Origin of the sequence: Devosia aurantiaca, from assembly GCF_011058215.1 — a bacterium.
GTDB lineage: Bacteria > Pseudomonadota > Alphaproteobacteria > Rhizobiales > Devosiaceae > Devosia > Devosia aurantiaca.
The window spans coordinates 1394260-1413908 of the sequence record NZ_JAALFG010000001.1; the positions used below are offsets into that span (position 1 = coordinate 1394260).

Annotated in this window: 20 protein-coding genes and 1 pseudogene; 14 read left to right on the top strand and 7 right to left on the bottom strand. The window is 63.1% G+C overall.

From position 1 onward, the window contains the following. Positions 1-22 precede the first annotated feature (22 nt). Positions 23-1171, bottom strand: a complete 1149-nt coding sequence (locus G5575_RS07135; protein WP_164533641.1) for a PA0069 family radical SAM protein — start codon at positions 1169-1171, stop codon at positions 23-25. Positions 1172-1512: 341 nt separating this feature from the next. Here G5575_RS07135 and G5575_RS07140 point away from each other — a divergent pair, with 341 nt between their 5' ends. Next, positions 1513-2991, top strand: a complete 1479-nt coding sequence (locus G5575_RS07140; protein ID WP_164533642.1) for an MDR family MFS transporter — start codon at positions 1513-1515, stop codon at positions 2989-2991. Between the two features lie 51 nt (positions 2992-3042). Here the strand turns inward: G5575_RS07140 and moaB are convergent, their stop codons facing one another. The 5 genes from moaB to G5575_RS07165 form a co-directional block, all read right to left on the bottom strand. Continuing rightward, positions 3043-3579: a molybdenum cofactor biosynthesis protein B gene (gene moaB, locus G5575_RS07145; protein ID WP_164533643.1), complete on the bottom strand. Its 537-nt coding sequence runs from the start codon at positions 3577-3579 to the stop codon at positions 3043-3045. After that, positions 3557-4882, bottom strand: a complete 1326-nt coding sequence (locus G5575_RS07150; RefSeq protein ID WP_164533644.1) for an MFS transporter — start codon at positions 4880-4882, stop codon at positions 3557-3559. Before G5575_RS07150 ends, moaB begins: the two co-directional genes overlap by 23 nt. Before the next feature lie 78 nt (positions 4883-4960). Further along, entirely contained in the window at positions 4961-5284 is a 324-nt protein-coding gene (locus G5575_RS07155) for a type II toxin-antitoxin system PemK/MazF family toxin (protein WP_164533645.1), read from the bottom strand. Then, a complete protein-coding gene (locus G5575_RS07160) occupies positions 5271-5501 on the bottom strand; it encodes an antitoxin MazE family protein (protein WP_164533646.1) in 231 nt (76 codons plus the stop codon). Before G5575_RS07160 ends, G5575_RS07155 begins: the two co-directional genes overlap by 14 nt. Before the next feature lie 44 nt (positions 5502-5545). After that, positions 5546-6346 carry a uracil-DNA glycosylase gene (locus G5575_RS07165; RefSeq protein ID WP_164533647.1) on the bottom strand — a complete coding sequence of 267 codons (801 nt, stop codon included), beginning with the start codon at positions 6344-6346 and terminating at the stop codon, positions 5546-5548. 68 nt (positions 6347-6414) lie between these two features. Between G5575_RS07165 and G5575_RS07170 the strand changes: the two genes are divergently transcribed. The 4 genes from G5575_RS07170 to G5575_RS20185 all read left to right on the top strand — a co-directional run bounded on the left by G5575_RS07170 (position 6415) and on the right by G5575_RS20185 (position 10785). Next, the gene (locus G5575_RS07170; RefSeq protein WP_164533648.1) at positions 6415-8061 is read left to right on the top strand and encodes an electron transfer flavoprotein-ubiquinone oxidoreductase; all 1647 of its coding nucleotides are present in this window, start codon (positions 6415-6417) and stop codon (positions 8059-8061) included. 94 nt (positions 8062-8155) lie between these two features. Further along, a complete protein-coding gene (locus G5575_RS07175; RefSeq protein ID WP_164533649.1) occupies positions 8156-9886 on the top strand; it encodes a tetratricopeptide repeat protein in 1731 nt (576 codons plus the stop codon). Positions 9887-9892: 6 nt separating this feature from the next. Beyond that, positions 9893-10597: a 4-(cytidine 5'-diphospho)-2-C-methyl-D-erythritol kinase gene (locus G5575_RS07180; RefSeq protein WP_207633011.1), complete on the top strand. Its 705-nt coding sequence runs from the start codon at positions 9893-9895 to the stop codon at positions 10595-10597. Continuing rightward, positions 10576-10785: a hypothetical protein gene (locus tag G5575_RS20185; RefSeq protein ID WP_207633012.1), complete on the top strand. Its 210-nt coding sequence runs from the start codon at positions 10576-10578 to the stop codon at positions 10783-10785. Before G5575_RS07180 ends, G5575_RS20185 begins: the two co-directional genes overlap by 22 nt. On the opposite strand, the gene G5575_RS07185 is transcribed toward G5575_RS20185, so the two are convergent. Next, positions 10769-11725 (bottom strand): polyprenyl synthetase family protein, encoded by a 957-nt coding sequence (locus tag G5575_RS07185; protein WP_235935656.1) that lies wholly within the window; start codon positions 11723-11725, stop codon positions 10769-10771. The two genes, G5575_RS20185 and G5575_RS07185, sit on opposite strands and share 17 nt — an antisense overlap. Positions 11726-11870: 145 nt before the next feature. Here G5575_RS07185 and G5575_RS07190 point away from each other — a divergent pair, with 145 nt between their 5' ends. The 9 genes and pseudogenes from G5575_RS07190 to G5575_RS07230 all read left to right on the top strand — a co-directional run bounded on the left by G5575_RS07190 (position 11871) and on the right by G5575_RS07230 (position 19640). Continuing rightward, the gene (locus tag G5575_RS07190) at positions 11871-12428 is read left to right on the top strand and encodes a tRNA1(Val) (adenine(37)-N6)-methyltransferase (protein ID WP_164533650.1); all 558 of its coding nucleotides are present in this window, start codon (positions 11871-11873) and stop codon (positions 12426-12428) included. Between the two features lie 47 nt (positions 12429-12475). Then, positions 12476-12652, top strand: a complete 177-nt coding sequence (locus G5575_RS07195; protein ID WP_164533651.1) for a hypothetical protein — start codon at positions 12476-12478, stop codon at positions 12650-12652. 51 nt (positions 12653-12703) lie between these two features. After that, a complete protein-coding gene (locus G5575_RS07200) occupies positions 12704-12925 on the top strand; it encodes a hypothetical protein (protein ID WP_164533652.1) in 222 nt (73 codons plus the stop codon). A 35-nt stretch (positions 12926-12960) separates the two neighbouring features. Continuing rightward, positions 12961-13899, top strand: a complete 939-nt coding sequence (locus G5575_RS07205) for a glycine--tRNA ligase subunit alpha (RefSeq protein WP_164533778.1) — start codon at positions 12961-12963, stop codon at positions 13897-13899. 72 nt (positions 13900-13971) lie between these two features. Continuing rightward, on the top strand, positions 13972-14526 hold the full coding sequence (locus G5575_RS07210) for a LemA family protein (RefSeq protein ID WP_164533653.1): 555 nt from the start codon (positions 13972-13974) through the stop codon (positions 14524-14526). Between the two features lie 127 nt (positions 14527-14653). Further along, on the top strand, positions 14654-15808 hold the full coding sequence (locus tag G5575_RS07215) for a DUF2207 domain-containing protein (protein ID WP_164533654.1): 1155 nt from the start codon (positions 14654-14656) through the stop codon (positions 15806-15808). Positions 15809-15828: 20 nt separating this feature from the next. Next, positions 15829-16542, top strand: coding sequence for a DUF2207 family protein (locus G5575_RS07220; protein WP_164533655.1), 714 nt, complete (start codon positions 15829-15831; stop codon positions 16540-16542). A gap of 63 nt (positions 16543-16605) precedes the next feature. After that, positions 16606-18632: pseudogene (gene glyS, locus G5575_RS07225) on the top strand (glycine--tRNA ligase subunit beta). Positions 18633-18644: 12 nt separating this feature from the next. After that, positions 18645-19640: a DUF808 domain-containing protein gene (locus G5575_RS07230; RefSeq protein ID WP_164533656.1), complete on the top strand. Its 996-nt coding sequence runs from the start codon at positions 18645-18647 to the stop codon at positions 19638-19640. Positions 19641-19649 lie beyond the last annotated feature (9 nt).

Genomic DNA, 19649 nt, shown 5'->3' on the forward strand with positions numbered 1-19649 from the left:
GAGCGCGGCGATAGGGGGTGCCCTAAAACAAGCTCATCTGCTTGCTTTCGAGCTTTGGGGCTTCGAAGAGGTCGGTGCGCAGGCTGGGATGCTTGGTGTTGAGGCCGTAGCGTTCGCATGCCTTTTCGAAGCGCTGGCGGAGGAGGACGGCATAGGGACCTTCGCCGGTCATGCGGGTGCCCCAGCGCGCGTCGTAGTCCTTGCCGCCGCGGGTGTCGCGGACGAGCGAAAGAACGTGGCGCACGCGATCGGGGAAGTGGCGCAAGAGCCATTCGCGGAAGACATCGCGCACTTCGCCGGGGAGGCGCAGCAGCACCATCGAGGCGCTGACGGCGCCCTGGGCCTTGCCGGCATCGAGGATGCGTTCGAGCTCCATGTCGTTGATGGCCGGGATCATCGGCGAAGCAAAGATGGCGGTCGGCACGCCCGCTTCGCTCAAGAGCCGGATGGCTTCGAGACGGCGGGCCGGGGAGGAGGCGCGCGGCTCCATCTTGCGGGAAAGCTTGTGGTCCATGGAGGTGACCGAGATTGCCACCTTTACAAGGCCCAGCTTTGCCAGTTCCGTAAGCAGGTCGAGGTCGCGGATGATCAGCGCCGACTTGGTGACGATCATGACCGGATGCTTGGTTTCCAGCATCACTTCCAGAATGCCCCGTGTCAGCTTGTGCTTGCGCTCGGCCGGCTGGTAGGGGTCGGTATTGGTGCCCATGGCGATGGGCTTTGGCTTATAGTTCTTGGCCGAAATTTCCGCGCGCAGAGCTTCGACGGCATTGGCTTTGACATAGATGTCGCGCTCGAAGTCGATCCCGGCGGAGTGGCCGAGATAGGCGTGGGTGGGACGGGCAAAGCAATAGGAACAGCCATGCTCGCAGCCGCGATAGGCGTTGATCGAGCGCTCGAAAGCAATGTCCGGGCTGTCATTGGAGGTAATGATGGTCTTGGCGCGCTCGGTATGTTCCACCGTCTCGAACATGGGCAGCGGCTCGACCGTGCCCCAACCGTCATCGAAGCTGTCGCGCTGATGCGTTTCGAACCGGCCAACGCGATTGGTCTGTGCGCCACGACCGCGAATGCGTTCTGGCTGCAGCAGCTCACGCCGTGCGAGATCGGCATCGCGGCTGAGGCTCAGGCGTTCCAGGGCTTCGAAAGAGGGGGCCTGATAGAGGGCCATTTTCGGTTCTCCAGACTAGCGCGCCGAGAGGATGAATCATCTACGGGCGACACCGATATGGCTATCAGCATTCGGAGAACAAAACAAGAACACGACAATGTGAGCGTGCTTGCCTGGACGACATATCGGCATAGCGCTCATGCATTACAAGACTGGACGTCGCGACTTCGTGAGCGTAGACAACCGCGCTCCGCCAAGCCCATCAACCGCTCGCCAATCGTCCGCTCGCGCGGCGCGTGCGGCTTTGCTGACAAGGCTTGTCACGGAAGTTTGGAAAAGATGTCGAAGGCTGATGGCCTCCTCCGTCGTGAGGGCGACACGATCCTTGAAAGGGACACGAGATGACTATGGACGCGACCATGGATGCGCTGCCGCAAAGCGCGCCTCACCATCCCGACAATGCAGCACGGAATCGGCTGGTCATCGCCATCCTGCTGGTCTCGACTTTTGTGGTGTTCTTGAACGAAACCATCATGAGCGTCGCCATTCCGCACCTGATGAACGACCTCGGCGTGACTGCTGGCGCCGCACAGTGGCTGACGACGGCATTCCTCCTGACCATGGCAGTGGTGATCCCGATCACCGGTTTCCTGCTCCAGCGCATCAATACGCGCCCGATCTTCATGCTGGCCATGTCGGTTTTCGCGCTGGGCACGCTGATCTGCGCGCTAGCACCCGGGATCGAGTTGTTGATCGCGGGTCGTGTCGTCCAGGCCGTGGGCACGGCGATCATGATGCCGCTCCTGATGACGACGGTGATGACCCTGGTGCCGCCGGAAGGGCGGGGCAAGATGATGGGCAATATCTCCATCGTCATGTCCGTCGCGCCGGCCATCGGGCCGACCATCGGTGGTTTCATCCTCGGCCATTTCGACTGGCGCTTCATGTTCTACTTCACCCTGCCGATCGCCATCGGCGCGCTGATCCTCGGCGCTACCCGTATTCGCAATGTCACGACCCCGCGCTACGCGCCGCTCGATGTGCTTTCGGTGATCCTCTCGGCGCTTGCTTTCGGCGGCATCGTCTATGGACTGTCGAGCCTGGGCGAAGGGGCAAACCATCCCTCGCCAATCCCGTCCTGGGCCCCAATCGCCATTGGCCTCGTTGCCATGGCGGTCTTCATCTGGCGCCAGATGCGCCTCGCACAGCAAAACAAGGCGCTGCTTGATCTGCGCACCTTGCAGCACACCAATTATTCGATTGCGGTGCTGACCATGGCCATCGCCATGGTGGCGCTGCTCGGCTCCTCGATCCTCCTGCCGATCTATACCCAGAACGTTTTGGGGCTCGATACCTTGCAGACCGGCATGATGCTCTTGCCCGGTGGTCTGCTGATGGGCCTGATGGGACCTGTCGTTGGTCGGCTTTATGATCGGGTCGGGCCACGGCCACTACTGGTGCCCGGTGTTGCCCTGGTTTCGGCAGTGATGTGGGCGCTGACGCTGGTCGGCACGACCACTCCGATATGGGCTGTCGTCGTTGGCCACATGACGCTGAGCTTTGGCCTGGCTCTGACCTTCACGCCGCTCTTCACCTCGGCGCTCGGTTCTGTCCCGATGCCGCTTTACTCCCACGGCAGTGCGATCCTTGGATCAGTGCAGCAGGTGGCGGGTGCGGCCGGCATTGCGCTGTTCGTCGCCGTGATGAGTTTGACCACCGCGGCCCAAGCAGCCGAGGGGCTGAGCGGTGTGGAGGCACTGGCGGCAGGTATTCGCGCGGGCTTCCTTTGCGGCGCCATTATTTCGCTGGGCATGATCGTGACGGCGTTCTTCGTGCGCCGGCCGCCCGACATGCCAGGCGGCATGAGCCACGGTCACTGAACAACAACGGCGCCTCAAGGGGCGCCGTTTTCGTTTGGGATGCTGCCGGGATCAGCGTTCGCTAAGGCGCGGCATCAGCTCGACGAAATTGCACGGGGCATGGCGGTAATCGAGCTGGTGGCTCAAAATGCCTTCCCAGGCATCGCGGCAGGCGCCGCGCGAGCCGGGGAGGCAGAACACGAAGGTCTCGCCGACGAGGCCCGCCGTGGCGCGCGATTGCAGCGAGGACGTGCCGACCGTGGTCGCCGAATATTGGTGGAACAGCACGGAAAAGCCTTCCATGCGTTTGTCGAATAGGGGCTCGATGGCTTCGGGCGTGACGTCGCGGCCGGAAAAGCCGGTGCCGCCGGTGGTGAGGATCACGTCGACATCGGGATGGGCGACATAGGACTGGAGGGCAGCGCGGATCAGCTGGATATCGTCGCGCACGACCTGGCGCTCGAAGCACTGGTGCCCGTCCGCCTCGAGCAGCGATTTCAGGAGTGCGCCTCCCGTGTCGGTTTCGAGCGTGCGCGTGTCGGATACGGCGATGACGGCGATCCGGAGGGGCTTGAAGGCGCGATCCTCAAACTTTGCCGTCTTGAACATCGCTTCCGGGCTCCATTGTTTCGATCAGCTCTTCGGGCACCGCCGCTTCGCGGTGCATCGGAGAAACGTCCGTATCATTATCGGTGCGCGGGTCCAGCACAAAACTTTCCGGCGTTGCATTGCGGTCGCTCATCGGCTGGAACGGCGCGCGATCGGCAGCATCGACGCTGCGGCGAATGCGCATGCGCAGATAGGCCGCGATGGCCAAGGCCGCATGGAAGGTGGCGGTGACGACGAAGAGGCCGACCGGGCTCCAGGCGCCCATGATCATCGAGGCGACCGCGGGTCCGATGGCAAGGCCGATGCCCAGGATAAGCAGCATGCCGCCGGCGATCTTGGCAAAATCGCCGTCCTTGGCGAAGTCGTTGGCATGGGCGACGGCGACGGCATAGATCGGGTTGGCGGCAAAGCCATAGGCGGCAAAAAGCACATACATGCCCCAGCCCGCCTCGGGATTGATGATGACGGTGAGGGCGCCGACCAGCGCTGCAAAGCTCGACAATCCGATCAGCACCAGGCGGCGGTCGATACGGTCGGAGAGGCGGCCGAATGGCACCTGTGCGACGGCTCCGAGGATCGCGGCGACCGCAAAAAGGAGGGCGATACCGCCGGCATCGAGCCCGCGCTCATAGCCATAAACGGGCGCCAGCGTGCCGAAGGCGCCATTGGCCATGCCGACGGAAAAAGCCGCGATGGCGGCGACCGGCGAGGTTTTGTAGAGCAGCCGCACATCGATGCGCGCATTGCTCAGGGGCTTTGGCTGCGGGCTCGAGGTCAGGGCCGTGGGCAGCACGGCGCAGATGAAGCTGATGGCGCCGATGACGAAGGGAATGTAGCCGGCGGTGCCGGTGATCGACATGGCGATCTGCCCCAGCGTCGAGGCGGCCATGTTGATGGTGACATAGACTGAAAAGATTGTGCCGCGGTTCTTGTTGTCGGCGACTTCGTTGAGCCAGCTTTCAACGATCATCGCCGCGCCAGCAAAGCAGAAGCCGGAAAGGGCGCGGAGAAGGATCCAGCCGATATCGTTGATCCAGAGGAGATTGAGAAGGATGGTGATCGTACCGATTGCCGCCATCACCGAGAAGGCGCGGATATGGCCGACATTGCGCACGATCTGCGGCACCAGCAGCGACCCGGCGACGAAGCCGACGGACCAGCCGGTGCCGATAAGGCCTAGCGCCAGCAGCGAAAATTGCTCTTCCGCACCGCGCACGGACAGCAGCAGGCCCTGCAGGCCGCCGCCGAACATCAGGAGCGCGGAGCCAAGAAACAGAGCATAGATCTTGATGACGGAAGCCATGACGCTATCGGCCTTCGTTGGAGGGTTCAGGCCTCAAATCACCTGAACGTGACGACAACGTGGCTATAGCTAATTTGATCAGGCAAGTCCGAGGAAAATCGATAGCGCTTTTTCGACTTGCGCCATCCGGTCGTTCTCAAGTGTGCCGATGATCTTGCCCACCTTTTCTCGCCGCAGATTTGTAATTTTGTCCAACATGATCTGCGTTGGCTTTCTCAGCCCGTTGGCCCCTGTGGGATGCACCGTCACGCGCGCAAATGGCGCATCGCTGATGTCGCTTGTCATGGGCGCAACGACAACACTGGCACTTTGGAAAAAGAGATCAGACTGCAGAACGAGAGCAGGTCGAGGCTTCCCCAGGTCACCCGCCAATACGACGGTGACGATGTCAGTCCTCTTCATAGGGCGGCAAATCCATATCCCGGTTCGCAGCGTCCATAAAGCTGTCAATCGTCGGGTCTCGTGCGTCCGCTTCGGCAAGCAAACGAGACTGTCGAGCACACTCTTCAGCAAAACCTGGCCGATCAGTGTCGAAGACCCAAACCGTTACCGGCTTAAGACCTTGTGCTCGCATGGCGGCTTCTTCTTCGGGGGTGTAGCGCCGGGCTGATCGAGACATGACGTGTGCTCCTTGCATTAATCTAATCCCGGATCGTGCCAGCTTCAACCCAGCCCCAATTCCACCATCTTCGCCTTGAGAGCCAGCAGGTCTCGCCAGGCCTGCTGCTTGGCGGGCGGATTGCGGAGCAGGTAGGCGGGGTGGAGGGTTGGCAAGGTGTCGACCTTGTGGCTGCCGATCGAGAGCGTTTCCCACTTGCCGCGCATCTTGATGATGCCGTTCTTGCTCTTGAACACGGTCTGCATGGCCGGGCCGCCAAGCGTCAGGACAAGCTTGGGCGAGACCAGTTCCACCTGGCGTTCGAGGAAGGGCAGGCAGAGTTCGATTTCTTCCGGTGTCGGGGCGCGATTGCCGGGCGGGCGCCAGGGGACGGTGTTGACGATGAAGACCTTTGTGCGGTCGAGGCCGATGGCGCCAAGCATACGATCGAGCAGTTGGCCGGCGCGGCCGACGAAGGGCTTGCCCTGGAGGTCCTCTTCGGCGCCCGGGGCTTCGCCGATCAGCATGATCTCGGCGTCCGGATTGCCGTCGGCGAAGACCAGCTGCGTGGCGCGGAATTTGAGGCCGCAGCCGTCATAGGCGTCGAGGATGGTACGCAACTGATCAAGCGATTGTGCCGAAGCGGCGAGCTGTCGCGCTTGCGCAGGGTCACCACCGACCGGGCCGGCAGGTTTTGGCGCGGCAACTGCGGGCAGAGCTTTTGCCTGCGGCGTTGCCGCGGGGGCACGCTGGGCGAAGCGGTCGACCGGGTCCTCGCCCACGGCCATGTCAACCCCGGCGGCCCGATACCAATCGAGCACCGAAAGCAATTCGGCGTTGTTGAGCGGCGGTCGATCTTGAGACATCGGGCTCCTTATGTCACACCGCGTCGGGTGCGACCAGTCGCGCCCTGGCCCCCGAAGAGACTTGTTCAATGGCAGAAGCCGGCACTCGCGAAACGCTTCCCACCGATGTCTTGATCGTCGGCGCCGGCCCCTCGGGCCTGGCTGCGGCAATCCGGCTAAAACAGCGCCATCCCGAACTTGCGGTGACGGTGGTGGAAAAGTCGGCCGAGATCGGCGGGCATATCCTGAGTGGCGCCGTGATGGATCCGGTGGGGCTCGATGCGCTGATCCCGGACTGGCGGCTGAAGGGCGCGCCGGTTGGGCCCGATGTCACCAAGGACACGTATCACTTCCTGACGGCCACGGGTGACTTCACGCTGCCTCACGCCCTGGTGCCGCCGCAGATGAAAACGCCCGATGGTGTCATCGTCAGCCTTGGCCGGCTGGTGCAGTGGCTGGGCGAACAGGCGATGGAACTGGGCGTCGACATCTTCCCGATGACGGCAGCGGTGGATGTGCTCAGGACCGGCGACGGGCCGGTGCGCGGCATCATCACCGGCGACCTCGGTCGCGACCACGACGGCAATCCCAAGTCGAGCTTTGCCGAAGGCATTGCGCTCGAAGCCAAGTATACCCTGATCGCCGAGGGCGCGCGGGGCTCATTGGCCAAGCGTATCAAGAGCGACTTCAGGCTTGATCGCGAACCGCAGAAATATGGCCTCGGCATCAAGGAAATCTGGGAAGTGCCGGCAGATCGGCACCATCCCGGCCAGGTCGACCACTATCTTGGCTTTCCACTGGGCAACGACACGGCGGGCGGCGGCTTCGTTTATCACGCCGAGGATCGCAAGCTCTATGTCGGGCTCGTCACCTATCTCGATTACCGCGATCCGACGCTTTCGCCCTTCGACGAGTTCCAGCGCTTCAAGACCCATCCGTCGGTGGCCAGGCTGCTCGAGGGCGGCACCTGCATCAGTTATGGCGCGCGGGCGCTGACCGCCGGTGGCTGGCAGTCGGTACCGACGCTGGCCTTTCCGGGCGGTGGGCTGATCGGTTGCGCGGCAGGCTTCATGAATGCGCCGCGGCTCAAGGCCATTCACAACGCGATCCTTTCCGGCATTGGCGCTGCCGATGCGGTCGGAGCCGCACTGGCGGAGGGCCGGCAGCACGATCTTATCGAGGATTTTGGACCATCCATCATGCGCACCGGCATTGCCCGCGAGCTGCAGGAGGTGGCCAATGCCAAGCCGCTCTGGTCCCGGCTTGGCACGGTGGCAGGGTCCCTGGCCATCGGCGCCGAACTCTGGTGGCGCGCGATCTTCAAATCGTCGCCGCTCAACCTGCGCTCGCATGGCGGCGAAGACTTTGCAAAGCTCACGCCGATCGCGGACGTCACGCCGCGCAGCTATGCCAAGCCGGACGGCAAGCTGACCTTCAATCGCGCGGCCTCGGTCTATCTCGCCAATCTGGCGCATGACGAAGACCAGCCCGTGCATCTCAAGCTTGCCGATCCGACCATCCCGATCCGCGAAAACCTGCCGCGCTATGGCGAGCCGGCGCCGCTTTATTGTCCTGCCGGGGTTTACGAGGTGGCGGAGGAAGGTGGAGCAACGGTGTTCCGCATCCATGCCGCGAACTGCGTGCACTGCAAGACCTGCGACATCAAGGATCCGGCGCAAAACATTACCTGGGTGCCGCCCGAAGGCGGCAGCGGACCCAACTACATCGGAATGTGACCGGCCTTTTGGCGCATAGCCTTGCGGCGCGGTCCCAAAACGGACAATCTTTCCCCCAAAGCTGCCGGCAACGGCATAGGGAGACCCAAGCCTCGTGAATCTCAACTTTTCCCGTCGTGCCCTGCGTGTCGCAGCGGCCGGTTTCCTGGCGTTGATGGTCTCGCCCGTTGCGGCCCAGACCAGCCTTTTCGATATCAATACTGCGGCGCAGGATCTGTTGCGCATGTTCCGCCCCAGCGTATCGGGCGGCTTTTTGGCTGGGCAGCAGGCCATGAAGGACCTGCGCACCGATGAAGCGGCGCGTACCTTCCATCAGGCAGCGCAAGCCGACTGGGACAATCCAATCCTGCTTGATCGTGCCTTTGTGGCGCTGGCCGCCGACGGCCGCATTGCCGAAGCATCGACGACGGCCAAGCACTTGATCGAACTGCAGCCGGTTTCCGAACTGGCGGAATTGGTCGTCGCCACCGAGGCGCTCAAAGAACGCCGCTATGGTGCCGTCGAGCGGCAATTGGCCGAAGTCGGCCAGAACAGCTTTGCCGGCATTACCGCTGGCATCCTCCGCGGTTGGGCGCTGGTCGGCGACGGCCGTGGAGAGGAAGCCGATGCGCTAATGGGCAAGCTTGGAGCCGATGGACTTGGAGATTTCCTGGTGTTCCACCGCGCGCTGATGGCGCAGGTTTCGGGCGACACCGACAAGGCCCTGCGCTATGCCGAACAGGCCTTCGAGGCCGAACCATTCGTGCCGCGCATCGTCGAAGCCTATGCCAAGATGCTTGCCGCGGATGGTCAGGTGGATGCGGCGCTCGACGTTATCGACGAGTTCGAAGCGCAGGGCGTCAAGCACCCGATCACCACGCAATTGCGCGCGACGCTTGAAGCCGGCGAGAAGCCCGATCTTTTCCCATCTAGCGTCCAGGTCGGTGCCGCAGAAATGTTCCACGGCATCGGCGTTGCGCTGTCACGCGATGGCAGTGCCGACCTTGCCCTGGTGTTCCTGCGGCTTGCCATCTACCTCGACCCAGCCGGCGACCTGATCAAGATGTCGGTCGGCGAACTGCTCGACCTTGCCGGTCAGCATGAAGCCGCCAACGCGCTCTACGACGCCATCCCGGTCAGTTCGCCGATGAAGCCGACCGCGGTGATCCGCATCGCGCAAAATCTCGACGCCGGCGACAATCGCGAGGAGGGCATCCGCCGCCTGCGCAACATCGTTGCCCTCAACCCCGACGATCTTCAGGCCGTGTCCTCGCTGGGCGACATGCTTTCGGCCAATGAAGATTGGGCCGACGCTGCCGAAACCTATAGCGAAGCGCTGCGCATTTCGGGCGGCGAGGCCGCGTCCGACTGGGGGCTCTACTATGTTCGCGGCATTGCCTATGAGCGTGATGGTCAATGGCCGAAAGCCGAGGCGGATTTCCAGAAGGCACTGACGCTCAATCCGGATCATCCTTCGGTGCTGAACTATCTCGGCTATAGCTGGATCGACCAGGACATGCACCTGGACGAGGCGCTTGGCATGATCGAGAAAGCTGTCGCTGCGCGGCCCGAGGACGCCTACATCATCGATTCGCTTGGCTGGGCCTTCTACAAACTCGATCGCATCGACGAAGCGGTCGAAACGCTGGAGCGCGCCGTCTCCATCCTGCCCAACGACCCCGAGATCAACGATCATCTGGGCGATGCTTATTGGAAGGTGGGTCGCAAGCGCGAGGCCCGTTTCCAGTGGAACATCGCCACCTCGGTCGACAAGGAGGGCAAGGTTGCCGCGCGCGCTGCGCCCAAACTTGCCGAAGGGCTGACGCCGCAGACCGAAACCGAATAGGTTTCGATGTCCGCCGTGTTTTCGGAGTCGGCACCGGCCAAGGTGAACCTGGCGCTTCATGTCACGCGCCGGCGTGAAGACGGCTATCATGATCTCGAAAGCCTCATCGTCTTTGCCGACCTCGGTGACGAGCTAAGTGCGGAAGAGGCCGAAAGCGATAGTCTCGCGATCTCGGGTCCATTCGGCCGGGCGCTGGGCACGGGTCCGAACAATCTGGTCTTGCGCGCGGCTGCGGCCTTCCGGGACCAATGGCCGGACCAGTCGTTGCCGGGCCTGCGGATGCATCTGACCAAGAACCTGCCGGTGGCAGCCGGCATCGGCGGCGGCTCGGCCGACGCGGCGGCCGCCCTGCGCATCATGGCGGCTTCTGCCGAGGAACCGGTGCCCGTGCCGGAACTCTTCGATCTGGCTGCCAAACTTGGTGCCGATGTCCCGGCATGCCTGATGTCGCGCCCGCTGGTGGCGCGAGGCGTCGGCGAAATCCTTTCGCCGCTGCCGGAATTTCCGACGCTCTACATCACGCTGATCAACCCGCTGATCGCGGTCTCGACGCCCGATGTGTTCCGGCGCTTGCGCGCCCATGACAATTATCCGCTGCCGGCGCTGCCATCGCCGATGACGCGGCCGGCGCAGCTGGGGCTGTGGCTGGGGAAACCCGCAATGACCTGCAGCCGCCGGCAGTCAAGCTCGTGCCCGAGATCGGCGTCTTGATCGAGGAACTGGCGGAGACTTCCGGCTGCATGCTGGCACGCATGTCGGGATCGGGGGCAACGGTCTTCGGGCTTTTCGGCGCCGAGGGTCCGGCACACGAGGCGGCCAACGAAATCCGCAAGCTTCATCCGGACTATTGGGTCGCCGCCGCGCCGGTCCTGGCGCGAGGGCTTAGCTGGCGCGGCTGACGCTGTGCTCGACGACGTCGATGAGGATCGACTTCATTTCGCTATCCGGAAGACCGTTAAGCGCGGCCACCGCTGCGGCAGCATGCTCCTGCGCCTTGCTGAAGGTGCGCTTGAGAGTGTCGTACCGCGTAAAGATCGCAACCACCTGATGAACTTCAAGATCGCTGGCCTCGGCATTGCCCAGAGCATTAGCAATGATGGCGCGTTCGCTGTCGCTGGCCGATTGCAGCGCCAAGATCACCGGCAGCGTCATCTTGCCTTCGCGCAGGTCGTCGCCGACATTCTTGCCCAAGGTGCCGGACTGCCCGCCATAGTCGAGCGCGTCGTCGACCAGCTGAAAGGCATTGCCGAGTTCGAGCCCATAAAGCGCCAGTGCCTTACAGCCGGCTTCGTCGGCGCCGCCGGAGATGGCACCCACTTCACAGGCGGCTTCAAAGAGCACGGCCGTTTTGGCGCGGATGACCTCGGCATAATCCTCCGACGAGGTCTGGAGGTCGCCGGTCTTGGCGAGTTGGAACACTTCGCCTTCGGCCATGACAGCGGAAGCAGCGGAGAGGACGCCCAGCGAGCGGATGTCGCCGGTTTCGACCATCATCATGAAGGCCTGGCCGAGGAGAAAATCGCCAACAAGGATCGAGGCCTTGTTGCCCCAGACCATGCGGGCAGCAGGCTTGCCGCGGCGCATGTCGCTTTCATCGACGACATCGTCGTGAAGCAGCGTGGCATTGTGCATGAATTCGACGGCCGCCGCGAAATTGACTTCATTGCCCGTTCCACGGCCGAAGAGGATGGCGGCGGCGACGGTCAGCATCGGGCGCAGGCGCTTGCCGCCGCTATCGATGAGGTAGCGTGCAAGCTCGGGCACCATGTCGACATGGCTATGAGCGCGCGCAAGGATCAGTTCGTTGACGCGCGCCATGTCGTCGGCGGTCGCGGCCATCAGGCGCTCCACCGGGTTCATTGCTGGCGCTGGGTTGATTTGGGGCAGAACTGACACCGCCTAAAGGTCCTTGTTGCCATGCAGGCACTGGTGGCAAACGGGCGGACCCGTATATGGTCCCGCCAAACCCCGCCTAAAGCATGCGATGTCCCTAGACCAGACAACAGATTTTGTAAAACACCAAACGGCGACGCGCGACGCCTTTTTGGGCGGACGGCTCACTCTGTCGCAGCCGCGCCACGGCTTTCGCGCCGGGCTCGACAGTGTCTTGCTGGGCGCCGCAGCGCCCGCTGGAACGGGCAGGCTGCTGGATCTGGGGGCCGGAGTGGGGACCGCGGGTCTCGTGGCGCTGAGCCTGGGGCGAGCGGAACGGGCCGATCTTTTGGAGCGCGATGCGGCGACAGCGGCGCTGGCCCGGGACAATGTTGCGGGGAATGGGCTGGAAGCGCGTGCCCGGGTGATCGAGGCGGACCTGACGGTGGCGGATGCCCGGCGGGCGGCGGGGTGGGCCGACAACGGCTATGACGGCGTGATCGCCAACCCGCCATTCTTTGCTGCAGGGCAGGGGACGCTGGCGCCCGATCTGGCTCGCGCCGATGCGAGGCACATGGAAACCGACGCGCTCGATCTTTGGGGCCGCTGCGCCGCGGCCAGTGCACGGGCCGGGGAACGGCGATCTTCATCTATCCGGCGGAAGGGCTGACCGCGCTGCTCAAGGCACTCGATGGCCGCTTTGGTGGTTTGACAGTCTTGCCGCTGGCCTCCAGGCCCGACGCTCCCGCGACCCGCATTCTAGTGCGCGGCAGCAAGGGTTCGCGTGCGCCGCTGACGCTTTTGGCGGGCCGTGCCCTCCATGGCGCGGAGGGCAATGGCTTCGTGCCGCATTTTGACGCGATCTTTCGTGGCGAGGCCGCGCTCGACTGGTAATCGGGGCAGGGGCCGCTTAAATCAGGGTGCACGTTTTAAGATCGGTCCGACATGCTGCTGCGCATCCTGCTGTTTACCTTCATCGCCGTCGTCATCTATCTCGGCGTGCGGCGCATCTGGATGGATTGGTCGGGCAAGTTCAACGCCGATGCGGCCGAAGCTAAGCGCCTGCGGCGCGAGCGCGATCTGGCCGAGCGGCAGCGGCCTGACGTCATTGACCTCAAGCGCGACGATGACGGCACCTATCGCCCCAACGACGACAAGCGGCATTGACCGCTGGGGGCGTCAAACTAGAGCATTGTCCCGCAATCAAGGGACTTTGTGATGACCGACCGCCCCGCCCATATGGACCCCGGAACTCGTTCCAGGGCCTGATTCTGACCCTGCAGAATTTTTGGGCCGAGCAGGGCTGTGTCATCCTCCAGCCCTATGACATGCAGATGGGCGCCGGCACCTTCCACACCGCGACGACCCTGCGTGCGCTGGGGCCGAAGCCCTGGAAAGCTGCCTATGTGCAGCCCTCCCGCCGTCCCAAGGACGGCCGCTATGGCGAGAACCCCAACCGGCTGCAGCACTATTACCAGTTCCAGGTGATCCTCAAGCCCTCGCCGGACAATATCCAGCAGCTCTATCTCGACTCGCTGGCAGCGATCGGGCTCGACCAGTCGGTTCATGACGTTCGTTTCGTCGAGGACGATTGGGAAAGCCCAACGCTGGGCGCCTGGGGCCTGGGTTGGGAATGTTGGTGCGACGGCATGGAAGTGAGCCAGTTCACCTACTTCCAGCAGGTGGCAGGATTTGAATGCTCGCCGGTGCCCGGCGAAATCACCTATGGGCTCGAGCGCCTCGCCATGTATGTGCAGGGCGTCGAAAACGTCTACGACCTCAACTTCAACGGCCGCACAGGCGCCGACAAGGTCACCTATGGCGACGTGTTCCTGCAAAACGAGCAGGAGCAGTCCAAGTACAATTTCGAGGCTTCGGACACCGAAATCCTGTTCCGCCACTTCGAGGATGCGGAGCGCGAATGCCGCGCCATCCTCGCCAAGGGCGCCGAAGCGAACCGTCAGACCATGGCCATTCCGGCCTATGAGCAGGTCGTCAAGGCTTCGCACAATTTCAACATGCTGGACGCGCGCGGCGTCATCTCCGTGACCGAGCGGCAGAGCTATATCCTGCGCATTCGCGAACTGGCCAAGGCCTGCGGCGAGGCCTGGCTGCAGACCGCTGGCGGCGGCGCGGAATAGCTTCGGCCCCCGATTGATTTGCCCGATCTGACCTGACAATGTCCGCCCCATCGTCTTGGGGAGTTTGGGCATATGGAATGGGTCATCTTAGCGATCGTGGTCGGCCTTATCGGCTATGCGATCGTCATCTACAACAGCCTCGTGTCCAATCGGCAGATGGTCAAGGAAGGCTGGTCGGGTATCGATGTGCAGCTCAAGCGCCGCACCGACCTCATTCCAAACCTCATGGAAACGGTGAAGGGCTATATGGCCCATGAGCGCGAAACGCTCGACGCCGTGGTGAGCGCCCGCGCCAAGGCGACCAGCGCCCAATCGGCCAGCCCGGAAACCCGCGCCAAGGCGGAAGGCGAGCTGTCGACGGCGCTGGGCCGACTCATTGCCGTTGCCGAGGCCTATCCGGACCTCAAGGCCAACACGACTTTCCTCGAATTCCAGACGGCGCTCCAGGGTGTCGAGGACGAAATCCAGCTTTCGCGCCGCTACTACAATGGCGCCGTGCGCAACCTCAACATCCAGGTCGAGAGCGTACCGTCCAACATCATCGCCAATAGTTTTGGGTTCCGGCAGGCGGAATATTTCGAGCTCGATAACGAAGCCGAGCGCGCCGTGCCATCGGTAAAGTTTTAGGCCTTTATAGCCACACCTACCGGCTGTCAGCCCGGCCTTGAGCCGGGGCCCATCTTAAGGTCTCAGGATGGATCCCCGCCTTCGCGGGGATGACATCGAGTGTGGCATGTCTCCCGGGATAAAGATCATGCTGTCGCGTATACTCGCCACCCTGGCTGTTCTCCTCGCGCTCGCGCTGCCAAGCTTGGCACGCGAGGAGATCCGCTCTTTTGCATCGGACGTGACGCTGCGCACCGATGGGTCCGTGGCCGTGCTCGAAACGATCGACGTCAATGCCGAGGGCATCGACATCCGTCGTGGCATCTACCGCGACATCCCGGTGACGATGCTGAGCGCATCGGGCACCAAGATCCGCATCGATCTTGATGTCGAGACTGTCGGTCGCGATGGCAGGGACGAAATGTTCCGGGTCGAGCGCATGGGTGAGTTCCAGCGCATCTGGATCGGCAATCCTGAAGCGCTGCTAAACACCGGCGTGCACCGTTATACCATCAGGTACACGATGGACCGCATGGCGCGGCCCAGCGCTGATGGCGACGAGATCTATTGGAATGCCACGGGCAATTACTGGGACTTTCCGATACTCCAGTCCGTGGCTCGGGTGACCCTGCCTGAGGGCGCAACCATCCAGAACCTTGCCGCCTACACCGGCGCGGCCGGGTCCACCGAAACCGCAGTCGCCATCACGCGCGAAAGCGACACGACGGCGAGCTTCCGCACCGAGCGGGAACTCGGACCCGGGGAGGGAATGAGCTTCGCCGTTTCCTTTCCGGCGGGCATCGTCGCCTACCCTCAAGGGGCCGATGCCCTGTTGCAGAACGTTTCGGACACGCGCGAGATCTGGCTGCCGATCCTGGCGGTCATTGCACTCTTCGCCTTCAATTTTACCACCTGGTCCCGCATCGGCCGCGACCCGCCCAAGGGCACGGTGATCCCGCTCTTTCACCCGCCAAAGGGCTTTTCGCCGGCGCTGGTGCACTATGTGCACAAGTGGGGTTTTGCAAACTCTGGCTGGACGGCGATGACGGCAGCGATCTTCGACCTCGGGGTCAAGGGGCTGGTGACCATTGACAACACCGCCAAGACATTGACCGTGTCCGCCACCGGCAAGCAGCCAGGGGAAAAGCTGCCGACCGGCGAAAAGGTGCTGTTCGAGTATTTTTCCAAGCGCGGTTCGGTGAGCTTCGACAAAACCAGTGGCGTTGAACTCGGCACCAAGCGCAGCGAGTTTACCGGCGCCATCGAAGCGGAAAATCGCAAGATCTGGTTTAACAACAACTGAGCTTTGCCGTCCTCAGCGTCGTGCTCGCCATCCTGGCCCTAGTCGGCATGGTGGCGCTCGACGCGCTCGATCCGGTCTGGCTGGTCGCAGCGGTTTTTGGCGGCATCTTCGTCGGCGTGATCGGCAGCGTTCTCTTCAACGTCATGAAGTCCGGCCATGTGGTGCAGCGCATCATCCTGATCGTCTTCGTGGGCATTTTCCTTTTCAACTTTGCCAGTGCGGCGCTCGCTGTCCTCACCACCGTGACCATCAACACCGCCGCGATCGCTGCGGGGTCGATCGTCGTCATGACGGTGATCTTTGCCGTCTTGATGCGCGCGCCGACGGTGCAGGGCCGCAAGATCATGGACGAGATCGAAGGCTTCCGGCTTTATCTCGACACGGCCGAAAAGAACCGGCTCAACATCAATAACGAGCCGCCGCTGACGGTGGAGCGCTTCGAGCGCATCCTGCCCTATGCCATCGCGCTCGATGTTGAAAAACCCTGGTCCGATCACTTCGAGGCCGAGCTCGCCCGCAATGCCCAGCCGCAAGGAAGCTATTCGCCGGTCTGGTACTCGGGCCGCAACGGCGGCTGGAGCAATGGCGGCCTGTCGCGCGGCGTCGCTGCCGCAAGCTCCGGCATGGCCGCGGCCATGGTCGCCGCCCAACCGGTACAGGCCAGCTCCTCCGGCTCAAGCGGCGGCGGCTTCTCCGGCGGTGGCGGAGGCGGCGGCGGCGGCGGCGGCTGGTAGGCCATCGACAGAACCGCGCCCTCGCGCTAAGCACCCTTTGCCTTCACCTACCCGGTTGCCGCCATGCCTGAACTGCTGCTCGAACTCTTTTCCGAGGAAATTCCCGCCCGCTTTCAGCGCCGCGCGGCGGAGGACCTGAAGAAGGCCGTGACCAATGCTCTGGTCGATGCGGGTCTGGTTTATGAGGGCGCCAAGGCTTTTGCGACGCCGCGGCGGCTGGCGCTGGCTGTGTCCGGCTTGCCGGTGCGCTCGCCCGATACGCGCGAGGAAAAGAAGGGGCCCAAGGTTGGGGCGCCGCAGCCGGCGATCGATGGTTTCCTGCGCGCTTCTGGCTTGAGCTCGATCGAAGAGGCCAAGGTCGAGAGCGATCCCAAGAAGGGCGACTTTTATGTTGCCCGGATCGACAAGCCCGGCGCAGATGCCGTCGACCTGCTTTCGGGCATCTTGCCGAAAATCCTGGCTGACTTTCCGTGGCCGAAATCCATGCGCTGGGGCTCGGGGACGGCCAGCTGGGTGCGGCCGTTGCGCGCCGTGACGGCAACCTTTGGCACCGAGAACGACGAGCCGGTCGTGGTGCCGTTCACCGCCTTCACCTTGCAGTCGGGGCAGACGACTTTCGGCCATCGCTTCCTGTCGCCGGAGGCCATCCGCGTCAAGCGCTTCGACGACTATGTCGTGGCGCTGGAACGCGCCAAGGTGGTGCTGGACGCCGATCGTCGCAAGGAAATCATCCGCACCGATGCCGATCACCTGGCCTTTGCACAGGGGCTGACGGTTATTCAGGACGAAGGCCTGCTCGAGGAAGTCGCGGGCCTCGTCGAATGGCCCAATGTAATGATGGGCTCGTTCGATCCGGAGTTCCTCAAACTCCCCGAAGAGGTGATCATCGCCACCATTCGTGCCAACCAGAAATGCTTCTGCCTGCGCGATGCGTCGGGGAAGCTGGCGCCCAATTTCATAATCACCAGCAACACCATCCCTGCCGACGGCGGCTCGATCGTCGTGGCAGGAAATGAGCGCGTCATTCGCGCCCGCCTTTCGGACGCCGCCTTTTTCTATCAGGGTGACCTTGCCATTCCGCTCGAGCACGGCCTGCCCAAGCTCGAAGACATGGTGTTCCACGCCAAGCTCGGCACCCAGTTCGCCATGGTGGAAAAGCTTGTGGCGCTCGCCGCCGAGATCGCGCCGCAGGTGGGTGCCGACGTGGAAAAGACCAAGCGTGCGGCCATGCTCGCCAAGGCCGATCTCGTCACCGGGATGGTCGCGGCGAATTTCCCGAGCTGCAGGGACTGATGGGGCGCTACTACGCCACCGCGCAAGGCGAGCCATCGGAAATCGCGAACGCCGTCGAAATGCATTATAAGCCCGTCGGCCCCTCCGATCGCGTGCCGACCGAACCGGTGTCGATCGCCGTGGCGCTGGCCGACAAGCTCAATGTGCTGACGAGCTTCTGGTCAATCGACGAAAAGCCGACCGGCTCACGCGACCCCTTCGCGCTGCGCCGCGCAGCGCTGGGCATCATTCGCATCATTTCCGAAAATAACCTGCGCTTCACGCTCAAGGTCGACGCCGATCTCCTCGCCTTCTTCCACGATCGCCTCAAGGTAACCTTGCGCGACGCCGGGGCCCGGCATGACCTGGTCGATGCGGTTCTGTCTTCGGACAGCAACGACATTCTGCAGATCAGCCAGCGCGCCGAGGCGCTGTCGACGCTGCTGGCGACAGACGATGGCGCAAATCTTTTGGCCGGCTACAAGCGTGCCGCCAATATCCTCGCGGCCGAGGAAAAGAAGGACGGCACGCGCTATGATGGTCCGGTGGACCAGGCTGCGTTCCGCCTGCCCGAGGAAGAAGCGCTCGCTTTTGCCGTCGATGGCGTGCACGCCGCCGTCGCCGCGCATGTCGCCAAGGACGACTACAAGGGCGCCATGGCGGAACTTGCGACACTGCGGGCACCGGTCGACGCATTCTTTACGGCTGTGCTCGTCAACGACGCCGATCCGGCCGTGCGCGTTAATCGCTTGAACCTCTTGGCTCGCCTTCGCGTTACCATGCACCTTGTGGCGGACTTTTCGAAGGTCGCCGGCTAACGGAGATTTTTGATGGCAGTCGGTCTTTTAGCTCTGCTCGACGACATTGCGGGCATCGTCAAGATCGCTGCCGCCTCGCTGGATGACATTGCCGGGCAGGCTGCCAAGGCAGGCGTAAAAGCCGCCGGCGCCGTGATCGACGACGCCGCGGTGACCCCCAACTATGTGCAAGGCTTCAAGGCCGATCGCGAATTGCCCATTGTCGGCAAGATCGCCTGGGGCTCGATCAAGAACAAGCTTTTGTTCCTGTTGCCGGCGGCGCTGCTGCTGAGCCTTTTCGCGCCCTGGCTGATCACGCCGTTGCTGATGATCGGTGGCGCCTATCTTTGCTATGAAGGCGCCGAAAAGATATTCCACGCGCTGATGCCGCACGAGGCCGAGCATCATGAGGCGTCGCTTGAGCCGGCGGCGATCGACCCGCAGACGTTGGAAGACCAGAAGGTCGGCGGCGCGATCAAGACCGATTTCATTCTCTCGGCCGAGATCATGACCATCATCCTCGCCGCGATCGAAACGCCGGACTTCTGGACGCGCGCGGCGATCCTGGCGGTGGCCGGCATCGGCATCACCTTTGCCGTCTATGGCGTCGTGGCGCTGATCGTGAAGGGCGACGATTTTGGCCTGTTTCTGGCCAAGAACGGCCGCACCGGCGGTGGCCGTGCGCTTGGCCGCGGCATCGTCGTCGCCATGCCACACTTCATGCGCATCCTCAGCATCATCGGCACCGCTGCCATGACCTGGGTCGGCGGCAGCATCGTCGTGCATGGGCTTTACGAGTTTGGCCTGGCCTGGCCCGAGCACATCATCGAAACAGCAGCCCATTGGGCCGAAGCCACGTTCCCGGCTATTGCCAGCTTTGCCGGCTGGCTGGCGACGGCTGCAGTGGACTTCGTCTTCGGCATCCTGATCGGCGCGCTGCTGATCCCGGTGGCCGGCTACGTCATTGCGCCGGCCTGGAGGGCGATCAAGGGCATGCTGCCCAAGCGGGAAGCTAAACCGGCGGCGTGAGCGGGACGG

Bases quoted from the DNA above. Each gene is read 5' to 3' on its own strand.
- G5575_RS07135 (WP_164533641.1), bottom strand. From the start codon at position 1,171: ATGGCCCTCTATCAGGCCCCCTCTTTCGAAGCCCTGGAACGCCTGAGC.
- G5575_RS07150 (WP_164533644.1), bottom strand. From the start codon at position 4,882: ATGGCTTCCGTCATCAAGATCTATGCTCTGTTTCTTGGCTCCGCGCTC.
- G5575_RS07165 (WP_164533647.1), bottom strand. From the start codon at position 6,346: ATGTCTCAAGATCGACCGCCGCTCAACAACGCCGAATTGCTTTCGGTG.
- G5575_RS07210 (WP_164533653.1), top strand. From the start codon at position 13,972: ATGGAATGGGTCATCTTAGCGATCGTGGTCGGCCTTATCGGCTATGCG.
- G5575_RS07190 (WP_164533650.1), top strand. From the start codon at position 11,871: ATGTCCCTAGACCAGACAACAGATTTTGTAAAACACCAAACGGCGACG.
- moaB (WP_164533643.1), bottom strand. From the start codon at position 3,579: ATGTTCAAGACGGCAAAGTTTGAGGATCGCGCCTTCAAGCCCCTCCGG.
- G5575_RS07215 (WP_164533654.1), top strand. From the start codon at position 14,654: ATGCTGTCGCGTATACTCGCCACCCTGGCTGTTCTCCTCGCGCTCGCG.
- G5575_RS07230 (WP_164533656.1), top strand. From the start codon at position 18,645: ATGGCAGTCGGTCTTTTAGCTCTGCTCGACGACATTGCGGGCATCGTC.
- G5575_RS07155 (WP_164533645.1), bottom strand. From the start codon at position 5,284: ATGAAGAGGACTGACATCGTCACCGTCGTATTGGCGGGTGACCTGGGG.
- G5575_RS07185 (WP_235935656.1), bottom strand. From the start codon at position 11,725: ATGGCCGCGACCGCCGACGACATGGCGCGCGTCAACGAACTGATCCTT.
- G5575_RS07160 (WP_164533646.1), bottom strand. From the start codon at position 5,501: ATGTCTCGATCAGCCCGGCGCTACACCCCCGAAGAAGAAGCCGCCATG.
- G5575_RS07180 (WP_207633011.1), top strand. From the start codon at position 9,893: ATGTCCGCCGTGTTTTCGGAGTCGGCACCGGCCAAGGTGAACCTGGCG.
- G5575_RS07170 (WP_164533648.1), top strand. From the start codon at position 6,415: ATGGCAGAAGCCGGCACTCGCGAAACGCTTCCCACCGATGTCTTGATC.
- G5575_RS07200 (WP_164533652.1), top strand. From the start codon at position 12,704: ATGCTGCTGCGCATCCTGCTGTTTACCTTCATCGCCGTCGTCATCTAT.
- G5575_RS07140 (WP_164533642.1), top strand. From the start codon at position 1,513: ATGACTATGGACGCGACCATGGATGCGCTGCCGCAAAGCGCGCCTCAC.